This is a genomic window from Vogesella mureinivorans (assembly GCF_007644035.1).
GTDB classification, from domain to species: domain Bacteria; phylum Pseudomonadota; class Gammaproteobacteria; order Burkholderiales; family Chromobacteriaceae; genus Vogesella; species Vogesella mureinivorans.
Genome location: NZ_VMTV02000003.1, coordinates 1 through 23,292, shown reverse-complemented (window position 1 = coordinate 23,292; position 23,292 = coordinate 1). Strand labels below are relative to the sequence as shown.

Genomic DNA, 23,292 nt, shown 5'->3' with positions numbered 1-23,292 from the left:
GATTTCATTTGCCCAGCCCGTCGCCCGGATAAGCTAACGGCGCATCCGGGGTTGATTGTCTTGGCGCTGTCACTTGGTCATCTGAACAGGGTGCGGCCAACTTTGGGTATCTGGCTGTTCCCCGGATGCGGCTGTGCCTTATCCGGGCTACTTGCTGCTCGGTGCGCAGGCTGTCATGCCTTACTCACAGCGTCTGGCGCAATATATCGAGCAAGCGTGGCGCGGCAGCCCCATCTGACTGTGTACTTTCCATTGGTAACTCCAATGGCTTGTAAAACAATAAGAAATGCGTATATCTTGCCTAGTTATACACACAGATAAACCAAGCATACCTCTTCAACGGTGTATATTTCACGTTAGCTCGCATAGGATTATATCGAAATGACAAATCAACAACACCTAGTCGCAGCGTGCGCAGCAATGACTTTCTTAGTGCTGCTGGTTGCATTGCGACTCCTTCAAAACCGCATCCGCGAAATGCGTTCAAAGCGAATTCATCCGCAAGCCACCGCGAACTCCATCCAGGTCGCCGCGCGTCTGGAAAATGTACAAGCCGCGGATAACTACAAGAATCTGTTTGAAGCCCCAGTACTTTTTTATGCGCTTTGCGCAATCGCAATTGCTACCGGGTTCGCGCCTAACTGGCTGATTGTTGGCGCCTGGATCTTTGTATGTCTGCGTTACCTTCATAGCTTCATTCAATGCACCTACAACAAAGTGATGCATCGATTTCCAGTATTCATGTCAGGCCTTGTATTGCTCGTCGTGCTTTGGATTAGCTACGCCGTTGATTTCTTGAGTCGCGCTGCGGCCTAACAATTCATTCAATCCGACGCCGCTTCGCGGCGCGGCTTAATTCAGGCATTAGGGAAGGTCTGAACAAGTCCCGACCTTCCAGTTAGAATTCATCATCCCACCGCACCGAGGACTGGCGATGAGCAAGCAGCTGAGCTTCACCGATCTCGAACAGACTTTAAAGAAGAAGCAGACCCGTCGAGAAATCTTCTTGGCCGAAATGGACAAGGTCATGCCGTGGGACAAGCTCGAAGCTGCCATCGCCCCCTTCTACCCCAAGGCCGGCAATGGCAGTCGCCCCTATCCCTTATCGAGCATGCTGCGCATCTATTATCTGCAGCAGTGGTATGCCCTGTCCGACCCATCCATGGAGGAGAGTCTGTACGAAATCGCTTCCATGCGGCATTTCGCACAGATCAATATCGATACGGTGCCGGACGAGATCACCCTGCTCAACTTCCGCCATCTGCTGGAAAAACAAACTGACTGAAGCCCTGTTTTACACGATCAATCAGCAAGTAGCCCGGATAAGGCGTAGCCGCATCCGGGGAACAACCGGATACCCAAGGTTGGTCGTATCCTGTCAGATGGCGAAGTGACGGCAGCGCCTGTCCGTAATTCTGTGTAAACCGGTCGTTTCCCACTCATCTGTCGACAGGCAGCTTTTACCGATACGCAGTCCTCCTCAGTACCACACATCCAAGAAACCAACAGCCCTAGCCCAGATAAGCTAATGGCGCATCCTGGGTTGATTGTCTTGGTGCTGTCACTTGGTCATCTGACAGGATGCGGCCAACCTGGGTGTCTGGCTGTTCCGCGGCTGCGGCTGCGCCTTATCCGGGCTACTTGCTAATTTTTGAGTTAATCGGCTGGCAGCAAGGCCGAAAATAGGCGAAGCCGCCGGCATTGCTGACTGTCCGTGTTGAACGATGGGTTAAGTATTGGTATGACTAATTCCAATGTGTCAATGACCATATATAAAATACCCACCAAATGGAAGCAATAGTGCACCCAAGGGAAAATGCACGGTAAGAACTGAACCACAGGTGATAAAACATACCAGCCAATAAAAATGGTAGATGCCAACCAACGATGCCAAAAAATAATATGCTTACTTTGGCATAATCACCACTTCTATTGTGCTGATCTAATCCGAATTGATAGAGCATGAAAATAGCAATGGCTATTGTAATCGCAGTAGTTCTAATGAAGTAAAAATCTATTAAATCGTGGCGTTGAGTTTTTAAAAACAATTGTATACTAGCTATCCCAATCAGCAAGACAAATAGTGAGAGTGGGCCAAACATAAATAGAGCAAACATAGAGATACCTAACGTGAAATATATACCTTCGCAGGTGTATATTTTTTTCTGTGTATCATTAGGCATGATAAGCGTATTTCTCTTTGCTTTACAAGCTATTGGAGTCGTCAATGCCAAAACTACGCAGCCAGATGGGTCCGCCGCGCCACGCTTGCTCGATGTGTTGCGCCAGACGCTGCGAGTCAGGCATGACAGCCTGCGCACCGAGCAGCAATACGTCAATTAGGTACGGCGCTTTTTGCGCTTTCACCCTCATCGGTACCTGTGCGAGATGGGGGCTGCGGAGGTCAGTAGCTTTGTCACCCATCTGCTTGAGTCCGGCTACGATATTCGCACGTTATAGGAGCTACTGGACCACGGCGATGTCAGTACCACGGGTAGCAAGGGGAGGGAGTAGCAGGAGTCAGTAGAGCGGTGATTCTTTTGTCACCCTACTTTCGCTGCGAGTAGGCAGCCTGCTGCAGGAAGATCTGGGCATGAAAAACCCCGCGTCGCGCGGGGCGAGGCGGGGTTGGGCGCGGGCCTTGTCCGGTAAGGCTTAGGCTTCGTGGCGCATCTGCGGGAACAGGATGACGTCGCGGATGGACGGGGCGTCGGTCAGCAGCATCACCAGGCGGTCGATGCCGATACCGCAGCCGCCGGTCGGGGGCAGGCCGTATTCCATGGCGCGGATGTAGTCGGCGTCAAAGTGCATGGCTTCGTCGTCGCCGGCGTCTTTCTGCGCTACCTGGGACAGGAAGCGGTTGGCCTGGTCTTCCGGGTCGTTCAGCTCGGAGTAGCCGTTGGCGTGTTCGCGGCCAACAATGAACAGCTCGAAGCGCTCGGTGATGTTGGCGTCGGCGTCGGAGCCGCGTGCCAGCGGCGACACTTCCACCGGGTAGTCGATGATGAACGTCGGGTTCCACAGCAGGCTTTCCGCACATTCTTCAAACAGCGCCAGCTGCAGGCTGCCCAGGCCAGGTGCCGGTGGCAGCTTGCCGCCTAGGCGCTTGATCTCGGCGGCGACCCATTCGGCGTCGGCCAGCTGTTCGTTGGTGTATTGCGGGTTGTAGTGCTGGATGGCGCCCACGATGGTGAAGCGGTCAAACGGCTTGCCCAGGTCGACTTCTTTGCCGCCGTAGGTCACGGTGGTGTTGCCGGTGGCGGTGATGGCGCATTGGCGGATGATGTTTTCGGTCATCTCCATCATGCGCTGGTAGTCGCTGTAGGCTTCGTAGAATTCGATCATGGTGAACTCGGGGTTGTGGCGTGTGCTCATCCCCTCGTTGCGGAAGTTACGGTTGATTTCGAACACGCGTTCCAGGCCGCCTACCACCAGGCGTTTCAGGTACAACTCGGGGGCGATGCGCAGGTACAGCGGCATGTCCAGGGCGTTGTGGTGGGTGGTAAACGGTTTGGCTGCGGCGCCGCCCGGGATGGGGTGCATCATCGGGGTTTCTACTTCCAGGTAGCCTTGGCTTACCATCACGTCGCGCACGGTTTGTACGATTTTGGAGCGCTTGATGAAGGTGCTGCGGCTCTCTTCGCTCATGATGAGGTCAACGTAGCGCTGGCGGTATTTTTGTTCCTGGTCGGTCATGCCGTGGAACTTGTCCGGCAGCGGGCGCAGCGATTTGGACAGCAGGCGCAGCTCGGAGACGTTTACCGACAGCTCGCCTTTGTTGGTTTTGAACAGGGTGCCTTTGGCGGACAGGATATCGCCCATGTCCCAGTGTTTGAAGGCGGCGTGGATGTCGGCGCCGACGCCCTGGTCGTTGATGTACAGCTGAATCTGGCCGGCAACGTCTTGCAGGGTGGCGAAGCTGGCTTTACCCATCACGCGCTTGAGCATCATGCGGCCGGCTACGGCTACCTGGATGTTCAGCGGCTCGAGCTCTTCTTTGCTTTTGTCGTTGTAGGCGGCGTGCAGGTCGCCGCTGAGGTGTTCGCGCTTGAAGTCGTTGGGGAAGGCAACACCGGCTTCGCGGATGGCTTTCAGTTTTTCACGGCGCTCGGCCATGATGTGGTTTTCGTCGTGCTGCTGCAGGCTGGATTCTTGTTCCGACATGGGGGATCTCCGTTAATGTAAAAGGTTGGCCGCAGTCTTGCGGCCAACCTTGGGTATGGCTTACACGCCTTGTTTCAGGCTGGCTTCGATAAAGCCGTCGAGGTCGCCGTCCATGACGGCTTTGATGTTGCCTACCTCGTAGCTGGTGCGCAGATCCTTGATGCGCGACTGGTCGAATACGTAGGAGCGGATCTGGTGACCCCAACCTACGTCGGTCTTGCTGTCTTCCAGCGATTGCTTGGCTTCGTTACGCAGTTTCAGTTCGCGCTCGTACAGCTTGGCACGCAGCATCTGCCAGGCTTCGTCACGGTTGCGGTGCTGCGAACGGTCGTTCTGGCACTGCACCACAATGCCGGTCGGGCCGTGGGTCAGGCGTACGGCGGAGTCGGTTTTGTTGATGTGCTGGCCGCCGGCACCGCTGGCGCGGTAGGTGTCGGTACGCACATCGGCCGGGTTGATGGTGATCTCGAAGCTGTCGTCTACTTCCGGGTACACAAACACGGAGCAGAACGAGGTGTGGCGGCGCGCGTTGGAGTCGAACGGCGACACGCGCACCAGGCGGTGTACGCCTACTTCGGTACGCAGCAGGCCGTAGGCGTATTCGCCTTCGATCTTGATGGTGGCGCTGCTGATGCCGGCCACTTCGCCTTCGGATTCTTCCAGGATGTCTACCTTGAAGCCTTTGCGTTCGGCGTAGCGCACGTACATGCGCAGCAGCATGCCTGCCCAGTCTTGCGCTTCGGTACCGCCGGCGCCGGCCTGGATGTCCAGGAAGCAGTTGTTCGGGTCCATCGGGTCGTGGAACATGCGGCGGAATTCCAGCTTGGCCAGCTTTTCTTCCACGCTGTCCAGGTCGGCTTTTACCGCCAGGATGGTGTCGTCGTCTTCTTCGGCCTTGCCCATTTCAAACAGCTCGCCGCAGTCGGCCAGGGTGTTGGCGATGCCTTCGATCACCAATACCACGTCTTCCAGCTGCTTGCGTTCACGGCCGAGTTCTTGCGCCTTTTTGGGGTCGTTCCAGATATCGGGGTCTTCGGTGAGGCGGCTTACTTCTTCCAGACGGTCTTTTTTACCGTCGTAGTCAAAGATACCCCCGGATATCGGTGTTGCGGGTAGTCAGATCGTCGATCTGAGCCTGAATTTGATTGAGTACTTCAGCTTCAATCATGGTATTGCGACCTCCAAAAAGAGCAATATAAACAAGATGACAGGGTATTTCAGTAAAGACAAAAAGCGCACCTTGCGGTGCGCTTTGGGCTGAACAGCTAGCTCATTAACCCAGCAGGTGGGCTACGCCAGCGCGTTCTTCTTCCAGCTCGTTCAGGGTAACGTTGATGCAGCTACGGCTGAATTCGTCGATTTCCAGGCCTTGTACGATGGTGTACTGGCCGTTTTCGCAGGTTACCGGGAAGCCGAACATCACGTCTTTCGGAATGCCGTAGGAACCGTCGGACGGGATACCCATGGTAACCCACTTGCCGTTGGTGCCCAGGGCCCAATCGCGGATGTGGTCGATGGCAGCGTTGGCCGCAGAAGCAGCAGACGACAGGCCACGGGCTTCGATGATGGCTGCGCCACGTTTGCCTACGGTAGGCAGGAACACGTCGCGGTTCCATTCGTGGTCGTTGATCATGTCTTTTACCGATTCGCCATTGATGGTGGCGTAGCGGTAGTCAGCGTACATGGTTGGGGAGTGGTTGCCCCATACGGCCAGCTTCTCGATGTCGGCCACGGCTTTGCCGGTTTTGGCAGCCAGTTGCGACAGGGCGCGGTTGTGGTCCAGGCGCAACATGGCGGTGAAGTTGTTCGGGTTCAGATCCGGTGCCGACTTCATGGCGATGTAGGCGTTGGTGTTGGCCGGGTTGCCGACTACCAGTACTTTTACGTTGCGGTCGGCCACTTTGTTCAGGGCGGCGCCTTGTACGGTGAAGATTTCGGCGTTGGCGGTGAGCAGGTCTTTGCGTTCCATGCCTTTGCTGCGTGGGCGTGCGCCTACCAGCAGGGCAACTTGTACATCCTTGAAAGCTACTTCCGGGTCATCGGTAGCGACCATGCCGGCCAGCAGCGGGAAGGCGCAGTCTTCCAGCTCCATCATCACGCCTTTTACAGCGGTTTGTGCCTGTGGCAGGTCCAGCAGCTGCAGGATGACCGGTTGGTCTTTACCCAGCATTTCGCCACTGGCAATGCGGAACAACAGGCTGTAACCAATCTGACCGGCTGCACCAGTAACGGCAACGCGAACGGGGGCTTTCATCGATGTACTCTCCTTTGGACTTGGCGATGGATGCGTAGCGCATGCTCTTCCTTGCGCATGCTGCTTTGCAATACTGGCATCGAGTGTAGCACGCCAAGTTCAATTTGTGGGTATCAAGGCGGGTGGTGCGGCGCAGCAAGATTTACTCTTGTCTTGTGTCTTATATAAGACTAATCTTTACGCTTGATTTATTTGATGTTAAAAAGAACACATGCACGCAAAATCGCTACATCGGTTACCGCTTTATGAGCAAGTAAAGCTGCAGGTGCTAGAACGTATTGCCGAAGGGGAGTGGGCCAGTAACGAGCTGCTACCCAGCGAGTGGGACCTGGCAGACCAGTTTGCCGTAAGCCAGGGCACAGTACGCAAGGCTTTGACCGAACTGGTTAACGACGGTGTGCTATACCGCCAGCAGGGCAGGGGCACCTTTGTGTCAGCCCCGCTGGATGACTGGGCAGGCCTGGCGATGGTGTCGCCCGGTTTGCTGGCCGAAAAGCCGGACCGCCTGTTGCGCGAGTTTCTGGGGGTAAGCCGGGTACATGCGCATGAGGAGTTGGCCGCAGCCATGGGTTTGCGCCGCAGTGCGCCCTTGCACCGCATACGCATGCTGTGGCGCATGCAGGGGCAGGTGGTGGCGCTGGACGATGTAATGCTGCCGGTAGAACGCTTTGATGCCATCGATACCCGCTGGCTGCGCCAGATGCCTGGCGTGTGGTCGCTGTTGCAGCAGCACTTTGGCGTGCGCTTGCGGGTACAGGCAGAGCAGTGGCGCGCGATTCTGCCAGGGCGTGAAGAAATGCAGTTGTTGTCCGTAGCTGATGGTGTGCCGCTGTTGCAGTATCTGCGGCTGTCTTGCGATATGCAGGGCGTGCCGGTGGAGTGGCGCGAGCGCTGGTGCGTGACGGACAAATTTGGCCTGATACGTCAGGGAAATCCCTGATTCGCGGGCAAATTATGTGGCTGGATGGTCTTTGTCTGGCTGTTTGGCGTCCGCAGCAGGGCGCGGTTTTGATAGAATCTCAGGGACATGTTGCACCTGCAGCATTGGTTCAACATGTTTTGATGGGTGGGAGTGCCGTGCTGGCTCCCGTTCCGATGGCCCCTGCAACCATGGCGGGGGCCGGGTATAACCACTTGGTACATGCACATCCAAGGAAGCTCTATGCAGAAGCAACGACCTAAGCACTTAGATCTGGGCAAGATCAGGCTGCCTCTTCCGGGCATTGTCTCGATCATGCACCGAATCAGCGGTGTGGCATTGTTTTTTTCGCTGCCACTCCTGATCTATCTTTTGAGCGGTTCGCTCAGTTCCGCAGAAACCTTCGACAGCTATCGCGCCGTAGTTGCCCATCCCCTGATGAAACTGATCCTGATCGGCTTCCTCTGGGCATTCCTGCATCACGCAGTGGCCGGCATCCGTTTCCTGCTGCTCGATATTCATAAAGGTCTGGAACTGCAGACCGCCCGCGCTACTGCCAAGCTGGTGCTGGTAGTCAGCCTGTCTCTGACTGTGATTCTGGGGGCCATCCTATGGTAAACCGCAACGTCGTTGGTGCTCACTACGGCCTGCGCGACTGGATCATGCAGCGTGTCACCGCCGTGATCATGCTGGCTTACACCGTCATGCTGGTGCTGTTCCTGCTGGCCATGCCGGCTGGCTACGAAGGCTGGAAAGCCCTGTTTAGCCTGACCTGGGTAAAGGTTCTGACCCAAACTACCCTGCTGGCGCTGTTCCTGCACGCCTGGGTAGGTATTCGTGACCTGTGGATGGACTACATCAAGCCGGTAGGCGTTCGCCTGACCCTGCACTCCGTAACTGCAGTGTGGCTGGTGTCCTGTTTTATTTATTCGCTTAAGGTTGTCTGGGGGCTGTAATGACTGTACCCGTTCGTCGATTTGATGCAGTAATTGTTGGCGGCGGCGGCGCAGGTATGCGTGCTGCCCTGCAACTGTCCGAGTCCGGCCTGAAAACTGCCGTACTTTCCAAAGTATTCCCTACCCGTTCGCACACTGTTGCTGCTCAAGGTGGTATCTCCGCCTCGCTGGGCAACGTGCAGGAAGACCGTTGGGAATGGCATATGTACGACACCGTAAAAGGGTCGGACTGGCTGGGCGACCAGGATGCTATCGAGTTCATGTGCCGCAAGGCGCCGGAAGCCGTTATCGAACTGGAACACTTCGGTATGCCGTTCGACCGTCTGGAAAACGGCAAGATCTACCAGCGTCCGTTTGGCGGCCATACCCAGAACAACGGTGAAAGCCCGGTGCAGCGCGCCTGTGCCGCAGCCGACCGTACCGGCCACGCCATGCTGCACACGCTGTACCAGCGTAACGTGCGCGCCAACACCCAGTTCTTTGTCGAGTGGATGGCACTGGACCTGATCCGTGACGAAGCTGGCGATGTGGTGGGTGTGACTGCCCTGGAAATGGAAACCGGCGAGGTGTACATCTTCCACGCGAAAGCCGTGCTGTTTGCTACCGGCGGTGCTGGCCGTATCTACGCAGCTTCCACCAACGCCTTCATCAACACCGGTGATGGCCTGGGTATGTGCGTGCGCGCAGGTATCCCGCTGGAAGACATGGAATTCTGGCAATTCCACCCCACCGGCGTAGCCGGTGCCGGCGTACTGATTACCGAAGGTGTGCGTGGCGAAGGCGGTATTCTGCTGAACGCTAACGGCGAGCGCTTCATGGAGCGCTACGCACCAAACCTGAAAGATCTGGCCCCACGTGACTTCGTGGCCCGCTCCATGGAGCAGGAAGTGCTGGAAGGCCGTGGTTGCGGCCCGAACAAAGACTACGTGCTGCTGAAGCTGGACCACCTGGGCCCGGACATCATCAAACAGCGCCTGCCTGGCATTCGCGAGATCGCCATCAAGTTTGCCGGCGTAGACCCGATCAAGGAACCGATTCCGGTTATCCCGACTTGCCACTACATGATGGGCGGTATTCCGACCAACTACCGTGGCGAAGTGGTGATCCCGCAAGGCGACAACCCGGAAGCCCGCGTAAACGGCTTCTATGCCGCTGGCGAATGTGCCTGCGCATCGGTACACGGTGCCAACCGTCTGGGTACCAACTCCCTGCTGGACCTGGTGGTATTCGGCAAATCGGCCGGCGACAGCATGGTCGAGTTCATCCGCAATGAAATGCCTAACTGGAAACCGCTGCCGGCCAACGCCGCAGAGCGCTCCCTGGCCCGTATCAGCCGCCTGGACAACCAGACCAACGGCGAAGACGTGACCGAAGTACGTACCGCCATGCAGCGTACCGTTCAGGCGCGTGCTGCCGTGTTCCGTAACTCGGAAAACCTGGCACAGGGCGTGAAGGAAATCCAGGAAGTGGCCGAGCGTGTAAAACGCATCCAGATCAAGGACAAATCCAAAGTCTTCAACACCGCACGTGTCGAAGCGCTGGAGCTGGAAAACCTGATCGAAGTGGCTGTGGCTACCCTGATCTCCGCCGATGCGCGTAAAGAGTCCCGTGGCGCCCACGCCCACGCCGACTTCCAGCAGCGCGACGACGAGGTATGGATGAAGCACACCCTGTACTACGGCGATGACCGTCGCCTGACCTACAAGCCAGTGCACACCAAACCGTTGTCGGTGGATTACATCCCGCCGAAAGAGCGTACTTTCTAAGCGGCGACCAGGAGATCAACATGACCAAAGCCCGTTTTTCCATTTACCGCTACGATCCGGACAAGGACGCCAAGCCGTACATGCAGGATTACGAGATCGAGCTGGGCCCGAACGACGTAAAACTGCTGGACGTGATCGTCAAGCTCAAAGCCATGGACGACACCCTGTCGTTCCGTCGCTCCTGCCGCGAAGGTATCTGTGGCTCTGACGCCATGAACATCAACGGCAAGAACGGCCTGGCCTGCGTGACCAACTGGGCTGACCTGAAACAGCCTATCGAGCTGCGCCCGCTGCCTGGCCTGCCGGTTATCCGCGACCTGATCGTGGACATGACCCAGTTCTTCAAGCAGTACCACTCGATCAAGCCTTACGTGATCAACGACACGCCACCGCCAGAGCGCGAGCGCCTGCAATCGCCGGAAGACCGTCTGGAGCTGGACGGCCTGTACGAGTGCATTCTGTGCGCCTGTTGCTCTACTTCCTGCCCGTCTTTCTGGTGGAACCCGGACAAATTCGTTGGCCCGGCCGGCCTGCTGGCTGCCTACCGCTTTATCGCCGATACCCGCGATCTGGCGACCAACGAGCGTCTGGACAACCTGGAAGACCCGTATCGCCTGTTCCGTTGCCACACCATCATGAACTGCGTGGATGTGTGCCCGAAAGGTCTGAACCCGACCAAGGCGATCGGCAAGATCAAAGACATGATGGTTAAGCGTGCCGTATGACCGACATCGATCCGGTTGAAATAAAACGGATCCGCTGGCGCTCGCGCCGTGGTTTGCTGGAACTGGACATTGTGCTGGAGCGTTTTCTGGCTAATGGCTTCGACCAGCTCACCATGGCCGAGCTTGCCGCGTACAGGAAGTGCCTGGAGCTGGGCGATAACGACTTCCTGGACTACGTAAACGGCAAAGCGGAAGTAGACGATCCCGAGCTGGCACACATCATCGGGATTTTGCGGGCGGCTTAAGGCCTGCAAGCAGCAAAACAAATTACAACGACCACAAACTGAACTGGGAGTATTGCTGTGGAAAACAATCGTAAAGTGACGCTCACCTACAACGATGGCAAAGACAATCTGGAGATGCCGGTACTGAAAGGTACCCTGGGCCCGGACGTAGTCGATATCCGTTCGTTCTCCAAAACCGGTATGTTCACCTTTGACCCCGGCTTCCTGGCTACCGCCAGCTGCGAGTCGCAAATCACCTTTATCGATGGTGACCTGGGTCAGCTGTACTACCGCGGTTACCCTATCGAACAGTTGGCCGAGAAGAGCGACTACCTGGAAGTGTGCTACCTGCTGCTGAATGGCGAGCTGCCTACCGCAGAAGAGCGCAAGGTATTCGAGCGCGGCATCATGCGTCACAACATGCTGCACGACCAGCTGATGAGCCTGTTCAAAGGCTTCCGTCGTGATGCACACCCGATGGCGGTGATGGTGGGTGTGGTTGGCGCGCTGTCTGCCTTCTACCACGACTCGCTGGACATCAATAACCCGGAACACCGCAAGATCTCGGCACACCGCCTGATCGCCAAGCTGCCGAACATTGCCGCCCAAGCGTATCGCTACAACAAGGGCCTGCCGTTCTCCTACCCGAAAAACGGCCTGACCTACGCCGAGAACTTCCTGCACATGATGTTCTCTACCCCGTGCGAAGAGTACAAGGTGAACAAGACCCTGGCCCTGGCCCTGGATCGCATCTTCACCCTGCACGCCGACCACGAGCAGAACGCGTCTACCTCTACCGTGCGTCTGGCTGGCTCCTCTGGTGCCAACCCGTTTGCATGTATCGCCGCCGGTATCGCCTGCCTGTGGGGCCCGTCCCACGGTGGCGCCAACGAGGCTGTACTGAAGATGCTGGACGAAATCGGTTCGGTAGAAAACGTACCGGCGTTCATGGAAGGCGTGAAGAACAAGACCCACAAACTGATGGGTTTTGGTCACCGCGTGTACAAGAACATGGACCCGCGCGCAGCCATCATGAAAGAGACCTGCGACGAAGTGCTGAGCGAGCTGGGCCTGCACAACGATCCGAAGTTCAAACTGGCCATGGCGCTGGAAAAAATCGCCCTGGAAGACCCGTACTTCATCGAGCGCAAGCTGTACCCGAACGTAGACTTCTACTCCGGTATCGTGCTGTCGGCTATCGGTATTCCGGTATCCATGTTCACCCCGATCTTCGCCCTGGCACGTACCGTGGGCTGGATCTCGCACTGGGCTGAAATGATTGCCGACCCGACAATGAAGATCGGCCGTCCGCGTCAGCTGTACACCGGTGCCCAGCGCCGCGACTACATCCCGCAGGAACAGCGTTAATCGCTAGCAAAAGGTTGGCCGCCATGCGGCCAACCTTTTTGCGGTGAAGAGCGTTCTGTCAAAAAGAGGCGTGTGCGACGCCGTGTCCACATAGCTCTTTTTGTCAAAACGGTTTTTGCAAAGCAGCAACGCAGACAAAAGGGTCGAATAATGATGCAATCCATGTACAGTCATTCCCACCTGTTTGGTGGAAATGCACCGTTCATCGAGGAACTGTACGAACAGTATCTCGCTGATCCGAACGTGGTTCCGGCGGAATGGCGGGATTACTTCGATAAGCTGGCAATGGCACCGGGTGCGGCAGAGCGCGACGTAGCGCATCAGCCTATCCAGGAGTCGTTCATTCAGCTGGCCAAAAAGCCGCTGGCTGGCCAGCGCAGCAGCGATGTAGCCAACTGGGAATCCATGCAAAAGCAGGTAGGCGTACTGAAGCTGATTTCGGCTTGGCGCGTACTGGGTTCCCGCCAGGCTAACCTGGACCCGCTCAAGCGTATGGACCAGGCGACCATGCGTGAGCTGGACCCGGCTCAACATGGCCTGTCCGATGCCGATATGGCTGTGCAGTTCAATGTAGGCTCGCTGGTTGCCCCGCAAAAGCTGCCATTGTCCGACATTCTCGCCCGTCTGAAACAGACCTACGGCGGCAATGTGGGCGTGGAATACATGCACATCACCACCTCTGAAGAAAAACACTGGGTACAGAAGCGCTTTGAAGGCGACCTGTCCACCCCGCGTTACAACGCAGAGAAAAAACAACGCATTCTGAAGCAGATCACCGCGGCAGAAACGCTGGAACGCTACCTGCATACCCGCTATGTAGGCCAGAAGCGTTTCTCGCTGGAAGGTGGCGAATCCGCCATCGCCGCGCTGGACCACCTGATCCAGAACGGTAGCGCCTACGGCGTAGAAGAGCTGATCATCGGCATGGCCCACCGTGGCCGCCTGAACGTGCTGGTGAACACCCTGGGCAAGCTGCCGCGCGACCTGTTTGCCGAGTTCGAAGGCAAGGCAGCGCAAGAGCTGGCCTCGGGCGACGTGAAGTACCACATGGGCTTCTCGTCCGATATCCCTACCGCCAGCGGCCCGATGCACGTATCGCTGGCGTTTAACCCGTCCCACCTCGAAATCGTGAACCCGGTAGTAGAAGGTTCCGTGCGCGCCCGCCAGGAGCGCCGCAACGACGTGGAAGGCAAATCGGTCGTGCCGCTGCTGATTCACGGTGACTCCGCCTTTGCCGGCCTGGGCGTGAACCAGGGCACCTTCAACCTGTCGCAAACCCGTGGCTATCGTACCGGCGGTACCATCCACCTGGTGATCAACAACCAGGTAGGCTTTACCACCTCCGATACCCGCGACATGCGTTCCACCCTGTACTGTACCGACGTGGCCAAGATGATCGAAGCACCGATCTTCCACGTGAACGGGGACGATCCGGAAGCCGTCTGCTACGTGATGCAGGCTGCGCTGGAATACCGCATGCAGTTCAAGAAGGACGTGGTCATCGACCTGGTGTGCTACCGCAAACTGGGCCACAACGAAGGCGACGATCCGTTCCTGACCCAGCCGATGATGTACAAGCGCATCGCCAAGCACGCCGGTGTGCGCGCCATGTACGCACAGCGTCTGGTCGCCGAAGGTGTACTGAAGGCCGAAGCCGCAGACGACCTGATTCGTGCCTACCGTGATGCGCTGGACAAAGGCGAACACGTCGAGCAGACCGTGCTGTCCAACTACCGCCGCGAACACGCGCTGGACTGGAGCCTGTATCAGGGCACCCACTGGGCACACCCGACCGATACCAGCCTGCAGCAAGCCGACGTACAGCGTCTGGCCGAGAAGTTCACCCACGTACCGGCCGACTTCAAACCGCACCCTACCGTGAAGCGCGTTATCGAAGCCCGCCAGGCCATGGCGCGCGGCGAGCAGCCGCTGGACTGGGGTATGGCAGAAACCCTGGCCTACGCCAGCTTGGTGACCAACGGCTACGCCGTACGCATCTCCGGTGAAGACTCGGGCCGTGGCACGTTCTCGCACCGCCACTCGGTACTGCACGACCAGAACCGCGAAAAGTGGGACCAGGGTACTTACATCCCGCTGGCCAATATGAGCGAAAACCAGGCCGACTTCCGCGTGATCGACTCGATCCTGAACGAAGAAGCGGTACTGGCCTACGAGTACGGCTACGCCTGCTCCGCCCCGGACCAGCTGGTGATCTGGGAAGCCCAGTTCGGCGACTTCGCCAACGGCGCCCAGGTGGCCATTGACCAGTTCATCTCCTCTGGCGAAACCAAGTGGGGCCGTCTGTGTGGCCTGACCTCCATCCTCCCGCACGGCTACGATGGCCAGGGCCCGGAGCACTCGTCCGCCCGTCTGGAACGCTGGCTGCAGCTGTGCGCCGAGCACAATATGCAGATCGTGATGCCGTCCGAAGCCGCGCAGATGTTCCACATGCTGCGTCGCCAGGTACTGCGCCCGTATCGCAAGCCGCTGGTGATCTTCCTGTCCAAGCGCCTGCTGCGCTACAAAGACTCGATGAGCCCGATCGAAACCATCACCCAGGGCTCTTTCCGCCCGGTGATTGGCGACGCCAGCATCCAGGACCCGAAAAAGGTGAAGCGCGTACTGCTGTGCGCTGGCCAGGTGTACTACGACCTGGTCAACGGCCGCAAAGAGCGTGGCATGGAAGAAGACGTGGCCATTATCCGTATCGAACAGCTGTATCCGTTCCCGACCGAGCTGCTGCAAGCCGAGCTGGCCCAGTTCTCGCACGTGAAAGAGCTGCTGTGGGTACAGGAAGAGCCGCGTAACCAGGGTGCCTGGTACCAGATCCGCCACCGCCTGGAAGGCCTGCTGCAAGCCAAACAGACGCTGGAGTTTGCCGGTCGTCCGTCGTCGGCCTCCCCAGCCGTGGGCTATATGAGCAAGCACGTTGCCCAGCTCAAGTCCTTCGTCGAAGAAGCGTTTTCGCTCAATAAATAACACCTGCACAAAAGAACGGGGCGGCAGCAAGCCGCCCCACAACGGAGAAGAACAATGGCCATTATCGAAGTCAAAGTCCCCCAGCTCCCGGAATCCGTGTCCGAAGCCACCCTGATGACCTGGCACAAGCAAGTAGGCCAGGCTGTTGCCCGCGATGAAAACCTGATCGATCTGGAAACAGACAAAGTGGTACTGGAACTGCCAGCCCCACTGGCAGGCGTGATCGTGAAAATCATCGAGCAGGATGGCGCGACCGTGACCTCCGGCCAGCTGATCGCCCACATCGATACCGAAGCCACCGCTGGTGCGTCTGCGCCCGCTGCTGCAGCGCCTGCCGCTGCCCCGGCTGCTGCCCCGGTACAAGCTGCTGCTACCGGCGGCGCTGCCATGCCTTCCGCTGCCAAGCTGGCCGCCGAAACCGGCGTGAACCTGGCTGACGTAGCCGGCACCGGCCGTGATGGCCGCATCCTGAAAGAAGACGTTGCCGCCGCCAAGCCGGCTGCTGCCCCGGCCCAGTCCGGCCCGGTGATCGCTGCTGCCGCACCGTCTGCTGGTGTCGCCCTGGCGTCCACCCCTGCCGTGAATGCGGTTGCGCTGACTTCCGGCCGCCCGGAGCAGAGCGTGCCGATGTCCCGCCTGCGCCAGCGCGTAGCCGAGCGCCTGATCCTGTCGCAGCAAACCAACGCGATTCTGACCACTTTCAACGAAGTGAACATGAAGCCGCTGATGGACCTGCGCAACAAATACAAAGACAAGTTCGAAAAAGAGCACGGCGTGAAGCTGGGCTTCATGGGCTTCTTTGTGAAAGCCGCGGTTGCCGCACTGAAGAAATACCCGATCGTGAACGCGTCGGTAGATGGTAACAACATCATCTATCACGGCTACTTCGACATCGGCGTGGCAGTAGGCAGCCCGCGTGGCCTGGTGGTGCCGGTTATCCGTAACGCCGACCAGCTGTCGCTGGCCGACATCGAAAAACAGATCGCCGACTTCGGCAAGCGCGCCCAGGAAGGCAAGCTGACCGTGGACGAGCTGACTGGCGGTACCTACACCATCTCCAACGGCGGTACCTTCGGCTCCATGATGTCCACCCCGATCATCAACCCGCCGCAATCCGCCATTCTGGGCATGCACGCTACCAAAGAGCGCGCTGTCGTAGAAAACGGCCAGGTTGTGGTACGCCCGATGATGTATCTGGCGCAGTCCTACGACCACCGCATCATCGACGGCCGCGAAGCCGTGCTGTCGCTGGTAGCCATCAAGGACGCCATCGAAGATCCGGCTCGCCTGATCCTGGATCTGTAATCACCGCAGGCGGGGGCAGGCGCAGCCTGTCATCCGCCATTCACGACGAACTGGCAAGTTGGCCGCACGCGGCCAACTTGCTACAGGATAGAGAACACCATGTCCCAACAATTCGACGTAGTAGTGATCGGCGGCGGCCCTGGCGGCTATGTAGCTGCCATTCGTGCAGCCCAGCTGGGCTTCAGCACCGCTTGCGTAGACGCTACTAAAAACCCGGAAGGCAAGCCTTCGCTGGGTGGTACCTGCCTGAACGTAGGCTGCATCCCGTCCAAGGCCCTGCTGCAGTCGTCGGAAAACTTCCACGCCGTACAGCACGACTTTGCCAAGCACGGTATCAGCGTAGAAGGCGCGCAGATGGACGTGGCCAAAATGCTGGCCCGCAAGAACGACATCATCACCAAGAACGCCGGTGGTATCAGCTTTCTGTTCAAAAAGAACAAGGTCGCCAACGTCCACGGTCTGGCCACGCTGAAAGCCCGCCAGAACGAAAAATGGGTCATCGAGGTAGCCGATAACGGCGCCGTGGTGGATACCCTGGAAGCCACCCACGTCATCATCGCTACCGGCTCCAGCCCGCGCCAGCTGCCGGGCCTGGCGACCGACAACCAGATCGTACTGGACAACGAAGGCGCCCTGGCGCTGACCGCTGTACCGGCACGCCTGGGCGTGATCGGTGCAGGTGTCATCGGCCTGGAAATGGGTTCGGTATGGAAGCGCCTGGGCGCCGACGTCACCATTCTGGAAGCCGCCCCGACTTTCCTGGGCGCTGCCGACCAGCAAATCGCCAAGGAAGCCTTCAAGACCCTGACCAAAGACACCGGCCTGGATATCAAGCTGGGCGTGAAAATTGGCGAGATCACCAAGGCTGACAACGGCGTAGTGGTGAACTACGAGCTGAACGGCGAAACCGTGAAAGCCGAGTTCGACAAGCTGATCGTGTCCATTGGCCGCGTGCCGCACACCCAGGGCCTGGGTGGCGCCAACGTGAACCTGCAAATGGACGACCGCGGTTTCATCGTGGTAGACGACCACTGCCACACCAACCTGCCAAACGTATGGGCGATTGGTGACGTGGTACGCGGCCCGATGCTGGCGCACAAAGCGTCGGAAGAAGGCGTGGCCGTGGCCGAACGTATCGCCGGCCAGAAGCCGCACGTAGACTTTGGCGTGATTCCGTGGGTGATCTACACCAGCCCGGAAATCGCCTGGGTCGGCAAGACCGAAGAGCAGCTCAAAGCAGAAGGCATCGAGTACAAGAAAGGCACCTCCAGCTTTGCGGCCAACGGCCGTGCGCTGGGTCTGGGCCAGGCACAAGGTACCGTGAAGCTGCTGGCGTGCGCCAAGACCGACCGCATCCTGGGCCTGCACATGATTGGCCCGATGGTGTCCGAGCTGGTGACCGAAGGCGTGGTATCCATGGAATTCAAAGCTGCCAGCGAAGACCTGGCACGCATTGTCCATGCCCACCCGAGCCTGTCCGAAGTGGTACACGAAGCCGCCCTGGCCGCTGACAAGCGCGCCCTGCACGGCTAAAAGAACAGGCAGCAGGCAGGGCACTTTCAGGGTAAAGTGCCGGCCCGCTGCCTCTATGGTTTTGTTGCCGATATCGATAGAACACACCGCTTGTAGCCCAGGCGGTACAATCGCGACATCTCAGGCATAGCAAGGTTGGCCGCAAAGCCAGCCAACTATCCACCCGAAAGGAAACTTAATGAACCTGCACGAATACCAAGCGAAAGAGCTGTTGGCCAAATACGGCCTGCCGGTGCAAAAAGGCATTCTGGCCACCACGCCGGAAGAAGCCGCTGCTGCCTACGACCAGTTGGGCGGTAAATTTGCCGTTGTAAAAGCCCAGGTCCACGCTGGTGGCCGCGGCAAAGCCGGTGGCGTAAAAGTGGTGAAAACCCGCGAAGAAGCTGCCGAAGTAGCCAAAACCCTGATCGGTACCAACCTGGTAACCTATCAGACCGACGCAGCCGGCCAGCCGGTAAACAGCGTGCTGGTATGTGAAGACATGTACCCGGTACAGCGCGAACTGTACCTGGGCGCCGTGGTAGATCGCGGTTCCCAGCGCGTGGTATTCATGGTGTCCACCGAAGGCGGCGTGGAGATCGAAAAAGTAGCCGAAGAAACCCCGGAAAAGATCATCAAGATCGAAGTGGACCCGCTGGTAGGCATGCAGCCGTTCCAGACCCGCGACGCGGCCTTCGCCCTGGGCCTGTCCGGTTCGCAGATCGCAGCGTTCAGCAAACTGATGCTGGGTGCTTACAACGCTTTCGTTGAAAACGACTTTGCCCTGTTCGAAGTGAACCCGCTGGCACTGCGCGAAAACGGCGAACTGGCTTGCGTAGACGGCAAGATCAACCTGGACTCCAACGCCCTGTACCGTCACCCGGCCCTGCTGGCCCAGCGCGACAAGTCGCAGGAAAACGAACGCGAAGTGAAAGCTTCCGAGTTCGACCTGAACTACGTAGCCCTGGAAGGCAACATCGGCTGCATGGTAAACGGCGCCGGCCTGGCCATGGCCACCATGGACATCATCAAGCTGAAGGGCGGCCAGCCTGCCAACTTCCTGGACGTGGGCGGCGGCGCAACCAAAGAGCGCGTGATCGAAGCGTTCAAGCTGATTCTGGCTGATACCTCGGTACAAGGCGTGCTGATCAACATCTTCGGCGGCATCGTACGTTGCGACATGATCGCCGAAGCGATTATCGCTGCCGTTAAAGAAGTGAACGTGACCGTACCGGTTGTTGTGCGCCTGGAAGGCAACAACGCCGAGCTGGGTGCCAAGATCCTGGACGATTCCGGTCTGAAACTGACCTCCGCCCAGGGCCTGAACGACGCAGCCGAGAAGATCGTTGCTGCTGTTGCCGCCCTGTAATCACCTGCACCGCATAAGGATTTCAAAATGAGCGTATTGGTAAACAAAGATACGAAAGTGCTGGTGCAAGGCTTCACCGGCAAAAACGGTACTTTCCACGCCGAACAGGCGCTGAAAGTAGGCACCAAGGTGGTTGGCGGTGTAACCCCGGGCAAAGGTGGCAGCGAGCACCTGGGCCTGCCGGTATTCAACACCATGAAAGACGCTGTACGTGAAACCCAGGCTGACGCTTCGGTTATCTACGTACCGGCAGCTTTCGCCAAGGATTCCATCCTGGAAGCGGTTGAAAGCGGCGTGAAGCTGATCGTGTGCATCACCGAAGGCGTGCCTACCCTGGACATGCTGTACGTGAAAAAAGCCGTAGACGAAGCCGGCATCCGCCTGATCGGCCCGAACTGCCCAGGTATCATCACCCCGGGCGAGTGCAAGATCGGCATCATGCCGTGGCACATCCACAACCCGGGCCGTATCGGTATCGTGTCCCGTTCCGGCACCCTGACTTACGAAGCTGTGGCACAAACCACCGCGCTGGGTCTGGGCCAGTCCACTTGCATCGGTATCGGCGGCGACCCTATCCCGGGTACCAGCCACATCGACGCGCTGCGCCTGTTCCAGGACGACCCGGATACCGACGCGATCGTGATGATCGGTGAAATCGGTGGTTCCGCCGAAGAAGAAGCCGCCGAGTTTGCCAAACAGTACGTGACCAAGCCGGTAGTAGGTTACATCGCTGGTGTGACTGCACCAAAAGGCAAACGCATGGGCCACGCTGGCGCCATCATCTCTGGCGGCAAAGGTACTGCCGAAGAGAAATTCAAGGCTTTCGAGCGTGCAGGCATCGCCTACACCCGCAGCCCGGCCGAAATCGGCAAGACCATGTTCGAACTGCTGAAAAGCAAGGGCATGATCTAAGCTTTCTGCCTCGCCAGAACAGCACAACGCCACCGCATGCGGTGGCGTTTTTTATTGCCTGCGGCCAACCTTTACGGCTGATACCACAGGTTTTTGCGCTCTAGCGGCGTATCAGGTGGCAGCAAGGGGTTGGCCAGGTGAATGATCTGGCGTTTATCCAGCTGCAGTGCGCGCAGGGTGTTGCCGTTGTGCTGCTGGAACAGCGCGTCGAAGCTACCGTCGCTGATGGCCAGCTCCAGCCCCTGGCGGATCATTTGCGCCAGCTTGGGGCGGTTGGGGCTGACAAAAAAGTAAAACGCGGTAGGGTAGTGCAGCAGGATGTGCTGGTCTATTTCCAGGCGTAGGTCGGCATGGGTGCGCTGTTCGTTCTGGATCTCGATGACACTGCGCGGAAAGTAGTCAAAGCGGTGCTTGGCCAGCATGGTGAACAGCGGTTCGTAGTCCGGCGTGCTCACTACCGGCAGGCCCGCTGCTTGCAGAATGGTGGTGTCCGGCCAGTCGTGCTCTTGCCCGGCGGTAAACCTGGCCAGGGTTTTGACGCTGTTTACCTCGGCCAGCAGGTGGGCTTTGCCGGGGGGCAGCAGCGCCACCCGCCAGCCTATCAGGCCCTTGTACAGCGGGATGCGGATGGGGAGCAGCAGGCGTTCGCGTTCGCGGTTGGTCATGGTCCACATCACATCGATGCGGCTTTGCTTGCGTTGTAGCTCCAGAATGGCCCGCCCTTGTACCATGGCCGGGCCTGGGCGTAGCAGGCAGGTACTCCCGGCTTTGCCGCAGGCCAGCTTTAGCAGGGACAGCATGTAGTGCAGCTGCGGGTCGCCCTTGGTGGGCAGAATGGGGTAGCTGATCAGCACCGGGTTTGCGTGGCAGCTTGCCCCGATGAGCAGGCCTAGCAAGAACAGTTTAAGGCGGGCTGGCATGGTGGCTATCCAGTAGCAGTTCACGGGTCAGGGTGATCCAGGCCCGGGCTGCATGGGAAAGATAGCTGTCTTTCTTCCAGATCAGGCCGATGTGCCAGATGATGCGCTCATCATCAATGGGGATCACGTCGAAGCGGTGCGGCTCCAGCTGGCTGGCAATAGCTTGGGGCAGCAGGGCAATACCCAGTCTAGCTTCCACCATGGCAACGATAAAATCCCAGTGCGCGCTGCGCCCGGCAATGTTGATGTTTTTTCCCATCATGCGGAAAGCATCGCTGATGCGCGTGGTGAGCGAGAAGTCCTCGGGGTAAAACACGATGGGCTGGTCGGCCACGTCGGGCAGGGTCAGCATGGCGCGGCCATGCCAGGGGCTGCCGGCCGGGGCCACTAGGCACAGGCGGTCGCGTACTAGGCTCAGGCTGTTGAAGGTGTGGTGGTCTACCGGCAGCACGGCGGCGCCGACTTCCAGGTTGCCCGAGCGGATGCTGCTTTCAATGGCCAGGGCGCCGTCTTCCACCATTTTCAGCTCTACGCCAGGGTAGCGGTCGCGAAACGCGCCCACCACCGGGGCAAAGAAAGCGCCACCGGCCATGGGCGGCAGACCTACCACCAGCTCGCCGCGTGCTAGCGAGGCCAGGTCGGCCAGCGCGTTTTTCAAGCGTAGCTGCGCAGCGAGCACGTCTTGCCCACGCAGGTAGACCACCCGCCCGGCGTCGGTCAGCTGAAAGCTTTTGCCTTCGCGTATCAACAGCGGCGTGCCCAGCTCGTCTTCCAGCTGCTTCACCATCTTGCTGATGGTGGGCTGGGTGACAAACAGCGCCTCGGCGGCGCGGGTAAAGTTTTGCTGGCGTACCAGCTCGGCAAAATAGCGCAGCGCTTTGATGTCCATAATCATTCCAAAATAGAATAGTTTTGATAATTTTAATTCATTTTTAGAATGCAATAAACCTACGTATACTCCGCATCACTCTCTGTGTTGTGTTGTGGCTCGTAAACACAGCAGGTGTTGACCGCTAAAGGCTGCCAAGGATTCTCCTCCCGACGCAGCTGCGAAACACCCGCTGTCTGCCACAGGTGGCTTTGCCACTTTTGGTACAGGCACCAGCCTAGTGCTGGTTCAGGATTATCTGGTGCCTCGTACATCCGGGGATTGTGTACGAGGTGAATCCTCTGTTTTCCCCTTACGAGCGTTGTTCGGCCGGCTATCAAGCCGGCTTTTTTTTTGCCTGCCTGTTTTGTACAGCGCGCCTTGCGGCCAAGCTGGCTACGACGCGTCGTGACAGGCGCAGGCCTCGCCCGTAGCCGCATCATCCAGCGTTTTCAGAATGCCGCAGTCCGCCAGCGTATGCGGGCTCTCGCAGCGTGCGCGCAGCTGTTGCAGCTGTATTTCCAGCTTTTGCAGGGCTTCGATCTGGCTGTGCACGCGGCTGATTTGCTGGTCGATCAGCGCGTTCACGCGGTCGCACGGCTCGGCGGCCGGCTGCTGGTGAAAGCCGGCCAGCAGGCGGATATCGGCCAGTGGCATGCCCAGCGAGCGGCAGTGCAGGATAAACGCCAGCTGTTCCAGATGCGGCTGTTCGTAGCGGCGGTAGCCGCTGCTGCTACGCGCCGGTGCCGGCAACAAGCCTTCGCGTTCGTAATAGCGGATGGTTTCGCTTTCGCAGCCGGTGCGTTTTGCCAGTTCGCCGATTTGCATCATCTTTCTCCTTTGGGGGCTTGACCTTATAGTAGCTACAGGGTTTGCAATAGCACAAGCAAGCTTCTGTGGAGACCATCATGGCACTGTACCAACCCAAACCTGGCAGCAAGATTATTCCCGTTACCGCCGCGCAGCCACATGCTGCCGACCACGACCACGACCACGACCACGACCACGACCACGACCACGACCACGACCACGACCACGACCACGACCACGA

20 protein-coding genes and 1 pseudogene are annotated in these 23,292 nt (G+C 58.4%); 14 read left to right on the top strand and 7 right to left on the bottom strand.

The window, feature by feature from the left end:
* Window positions 1–381: 381 nt before the first annotated feature.
* Window positions 382–816 (top strand): MAPEG family protein, encoded by a 435-nt coding sequence (locus FLQ44_RS00110; RefSeq protein ID WP_147692523.1) that lies wholly within the window; start codon window positions 382–384, stop codon window positions 814–816.
* A 118-nt stretch (window positions 817–934) separates the two neighbouring features.
* Window positions 935–1,273 (top strand): annotated as a pseudogene (locus tag FLQ44_RS00105) (transposase); the annotation flags it as partial.
* Window positions 1,274–1,745: 472 nt separating this feature from the next.
* On the opposite strand, the gene FLQ44_RS00100 reads toward FLQ44_RS00105, so the two are convergent.
* The 4 genes from FLQ44_RS00100 to FLQ44_RS00085 form a co-directional block, all read right to left on the bottom strand.
* Window positions 1,746–2,183, bottom strand: a complete 438-nt coding sequence (locus tag FLQ44_RS00100) for a hypothetical protein (RefSeq protein WP_147692521.1) — start codon at window positions 2,181–2,183, stop codon at window positions 1,746–1,748.
* Between the two features lie 472 nt (window positions 2,184–2,655).
* Entirely contained in the window at window positions 2,656–4,164 is a 1,509-nt protein-coding gene (lysS, locus tag FLQ44_RS00095) for a lysine--tRNA ligase (protein WP_147692520.1), read from the bottom strand.
* Window positions 4,165–4,224: 60 nt separating this feature from the next.
* Window positions 4,225–5,329, bottom strand: a protein-coding gene (gene prfB, locus FLQ44_RS00090) for a peptide chain release factor 2 (RefSeq protein WP_147692571.1) whose coding sequence is annotated in 2 segments (ribosomal slippage) — window positions 4,225–5,247 and window positions 5,249–5,329 — 1,104 coding nt in all. Because the reading frame shifts where the segments join, the coding sequence is not laid out codon by codon here.
* Between the two features lie 108 nt (window positions 5,330–5,437).
* On the bottom strand, window positions 5,438–6,418 hold the full coding sequence (locus tag FLQ44_RS00085; protein WP_147692519.1) for a malate dehydrogenase: 981 nt from the start codon (window positions 6,416–6,418) through the stop codon (window positions 5,438–5,440).
* Between the two features lie 211 nt (window positions 6,419–6,629).
* On the opposite strand from FLQ44_RS00085, the gene FLQ44_RS00080 reads away from it, so the two are divergent.
* From FLQ44_RS00080 to sucD, 12 genes are all read left to right on the top strand, one after another.
* On the top strand, window positions 6,630–7,358 hold the full coding sequence (locus FLQ44_RS00080) for a GntR family transcriptional regulator (RefSeq protein WP_147692518.1): 729 nt from the start codon (window positions 6,630–6,632) through the stop codon (window positions 7,356–7,358).
* Window positions 7,359–7,580: 222 nt separating this feature from the next.
* A complete protein-coding gene (gene sdhC / locus FLQ44_RS00075) occupies window positions 7,581–7,955 on the top strand; it encodes a succinate dehydrogenase, cytochrome b556 subunit (protein ID WP_147692517.1) in 375 nt (124 codons plus the stop codon).
* On the top strand, window positions 7,949–8,293 hold the full coding sequence (sdhD, locus tag FLQ44_RS00070) for a succinate dehydrogenase, hydrophobic membrane anchor protein (protein WP_147692516.1): 345 nt from the start codon (window positions 7,949–7,951) through the stop codon (window positions 8,291–8,293). Before sdhC ends, sdhD begins: the two co-directional genes overlap by 7 nt.
* Window positions 8,293–10,059, top strand: coding sequence for a succinate dehydrogenase flavoprotein subunit (sdhA, locus tag FLQ44_RS00065; protein WP_147692515.1), 1,767 nt, complete (start codon window positions 8,293–8,295; stop codon window positions 10,057–10,059). Before sdhD ends, sdhA begins: the two co-directional genes overlap by 1 nt.
* Window positions 10,060–10,079: 20 nt before the next feature.
* Entirely contained in the window at window positions 10,080–10,784 is a 705-nt protein-coding gene (locus FLQ44_RS00060) for a succinate dehydrogenase iron-sulfur subunit (protein ID WP_017506946.1), read from the top strand.
* Window positions 10,781–11,029, top strand: a complete 249-nt coding sequence (locus FLQ44_RS00055) for an FAD assembly factor SdhE (protein ID WP_147692514.1) — start codon at window positions 10,781–10,783, stop codon at window positions 11,027–11,029. The genes FLQ44_RS00060 and FLQ44_RS00055 overlap by 4 nt, the downstream gene beginning before the upstream one ends.
* 57 nt (window positions 11,030–11,086) lie before the next feature.
* Window positions 11,087–12,376 (top strand): citrate synthase, encoded by a 1,290-nt coding sequence (gene gltA, locus FLQ44_RS00050; protein ID WP_147692513.1) that lies wholly within the window; start codon window positions 11,087–11,089, stop codon window positions 12,374–12,376.
* A 150-nt stretch (window positions 12,377–12,526) separates the two neighbouring features.
* Complete coding sequence (locus FLQ44_RS00045) at window positions 12,527–15,355, top strand: 2-oxoglutarate dehydrogenase E1 component (RefSeq protein ID WP_147692512.1); 2,829 nt, start codon at window positions 12,527–12,529, stop codon at window positions 15,353–15,355.
* A gap of 54 nt (window positions 15,356–15,409) precedes the next feature.
* Window positions 15,410–16,660, top strand: a complete 1,251-nt coding sequence (gene odhB, locus FLQ44_RS00040) for a 2-oxoglutarate dehydrogenase complex dihydrolipoyllysine-residue succinyltransferase (protein ID WP_147692511.1) — start codon at window positions 15,410–15,412, stop codon at window positions 16,658–16,660.
* 99 nt (window positions 16,661–16,759) lie between these two features.
* On the top strand, window positions 16,760–18,193 hold the full coding sequence (lpdA, locus tag FLQ44_RS00035; RefSeq protein ID WP_147692510.1) for a dihydrolipoyl dehydrogenase: 1,434 nt from the start codon (window positions 16,760–16,762) through the stop codon (window positions 18,191–18,193).
* Window positions 18,194–18,371: 178 nt separating this feature from the next.
* Complete coding sequence (sucC, locus tag FLQ44_RS00030) at window positions 18,372–19,541, top strand: ADP-forming succinate--CoA ligase subunit beta (protein WP_017506952.1); 1,170 nt, start codon at window positions 18,372–18,374, stop codon at window positions 19,539–19,541.
* A 27-nt stretch (window positions 19,542–19,568) separates the two neighbouring features.
* Window positions 19,569–20,453, top strand: a complete 885-nt coding sequence (gene sucD / locus FLQ44_RS00025; RefSeq protein WP_017506953.1) for a succinate--CoA ligase subunit alpha — start codon at window positions 19,569–19,571, stop codon at window positions 20,451–20,453.
* Window positions 20,454–20,524: 71 nt separating this feature from the next.
* Here the strand turns inward: sucD and FLQ44_RS00020 are convergent, their stop codons facing one another.
* From FLQ44_RS00020 to cadR, 3 genes are all read right to left on the bottom strand, one after another.
* On the bottom strand, window positions 20,525–21,373 hold the full coding sequence (locus tag FLQ44_RS00020; RefSeq protein WP_206208583.1) for a transporter substrate-binding domain-containing protein: 849 nt from the start codon (window positions 21,371–21,373) through the stop codon (window positions 20,525–20,527).
* Window positions 21,357–22,262: a LysR family transcriptional regulator gene (locus FLQ44_RS00015; protein ID WP_147692509.1), complete on the bottom strand. Its 906-nt coding sequence runs from the start codon at window positions 22,260–22,262 to the stop codon at window positions 21,357–21,359. The genes FLQ44_RS00020 and FLQ44_RS00015 overlap by 17 nt, the downstream gene beginning before the upstream one ends.
* A 375-nt stretch (window positions 22,263–22,637) precedes the next feature.
* The gene (gene cadR, locus FLQ44_RS00010) at window positions 22,638–23,072 is read right to left on the bottom strand and encodes a Cd(II)/Pb(II)-responsive transcriptional regulator (RefSeq protein WP_240801136.1); all 435 of its coding nucleotides are present in this window, start codon (window positions 23,070–23,072) and stop codon (window positions 22,638–22,640) included.
* Between the last annotated feature and the right edge of the window lie 220 nt (window positions 23,073–23,292).

Coding starts and splice junctions, on each gene's coding strand:
- FLQ44_RS00110 (WP_147692523.1), top strand. CDS start 382: ATGACAAATCAACAACACCTAGTCGCAGCGTGCGCAGCAATGACTTTC.
- FLQ44_RS00100 (WP_147692521.1), bottom strand. CDS start 2,183: ATGCCTAATGATACACAGAAAAAAATATACACCTGCGAAGGTATATAT.
- lysS (WP_147692520.1), bottom strand. CDS start 4,164: ATGTCGGAACAAGAATCCAGCCTGCAGCAGCACGACGAAAACCACATC.
- FLQ44_RS00085 (WP_147692519.1), bottom strand. CDS start 6,418: ATGAAAGCCCCCGTTCGCGTTGCCGTTACTGGTGCAGCCGGTCAGATT.
- FLQ44_RS00080 (WP_147692518.1), top strand. CDS start 6,630: ATGCACGCAAAATCGCTACATCGGTTACCGCTTTATGAGCAAGTAAAG.
- sdhC (WP_147692517.1), top strand. CDS start 7,581: ATGCAGAAGCAACGACCTAAGCACTTAGATCTGGGCAAGATCAGGCTG.
- sdhD (WP_147692516.1), top strand. CDS start 7,949: ATGGTAAACCGCAACGTCGTTGGTGCTCACTACGGCCTGCGCGACTGG.
- sdhA (WP_147692515.1), top strand. CDS start 8,293: ATGACTGTACCCGTTCGTCGATTTGATGCAGTAATTGTTGGCGGCGGC.
- FLQ44_RS00060 (WP_017506946.1), top strand. CDS start 10,080: ATGACCAAAGCCCGTTTTTCCATTTACCGCTACGATCCGGACAAGGAC.
- FLQ44_RS00055 (WP_147692514.1), top strand. CDS start 10,781: ATGACCGACATCGATCCGGTTGAAATAAAACGGATCCGCTGGCGCTCG.
- FLQ44_RS00045 (WP_147692512.1), top strand. CDS start 12,527: ATGATGCAATCCATGTACAGTCATTCCCACCTGTTTGGTGGAAATGCA.
- odhB (WP_147692511.1), top strand. CDS start 15,410: ATGGCCATTATCGAAGTCAAAGTCCCCCAGCTCCCGGAATCCGTGTCC.
- lpdA (WP_147692510.1), top strand. CDS start 16,760: ATGTCCCAACAATTCGACGTAGTAGTGATCGGCGGCGGCCCTGGCGGC.
- sucC (WP_017506952.1), top strand. CDS start 18,372: ATGAACCTGCACGAATACCAAGCGAAAGAGCTGTTGGCCAAATACGGC.
- sucD (WP_017506953.1), top strand. CDS start 19,569: ATGAGCGTATTGGTAAACAAAGATACGAAAGTGCTGGTGCAAGGCTTC.
- FLQ44_RS00020 (WP_206208583.1), bottom strand. CDS start 21,373: ATGCCAGCCCGCCTTAAACTGTTCTTGCTAGGCCTGCTCATCGGGGCA.
- FLQ44_RS00015 (WP_147692509.1), bottom strand. CDS start 22,262: ATGGACATCAAAGCGCTGCGCTATTTTGCCGAGCTGGTACGCCAGCAA.
- cadR (WP_240801136.1), bottom strand. CDS start 23,072: ATGATGCAAATCGGCGAACTGGCAAAACGCACCGGCTGCGAAAGCGAA.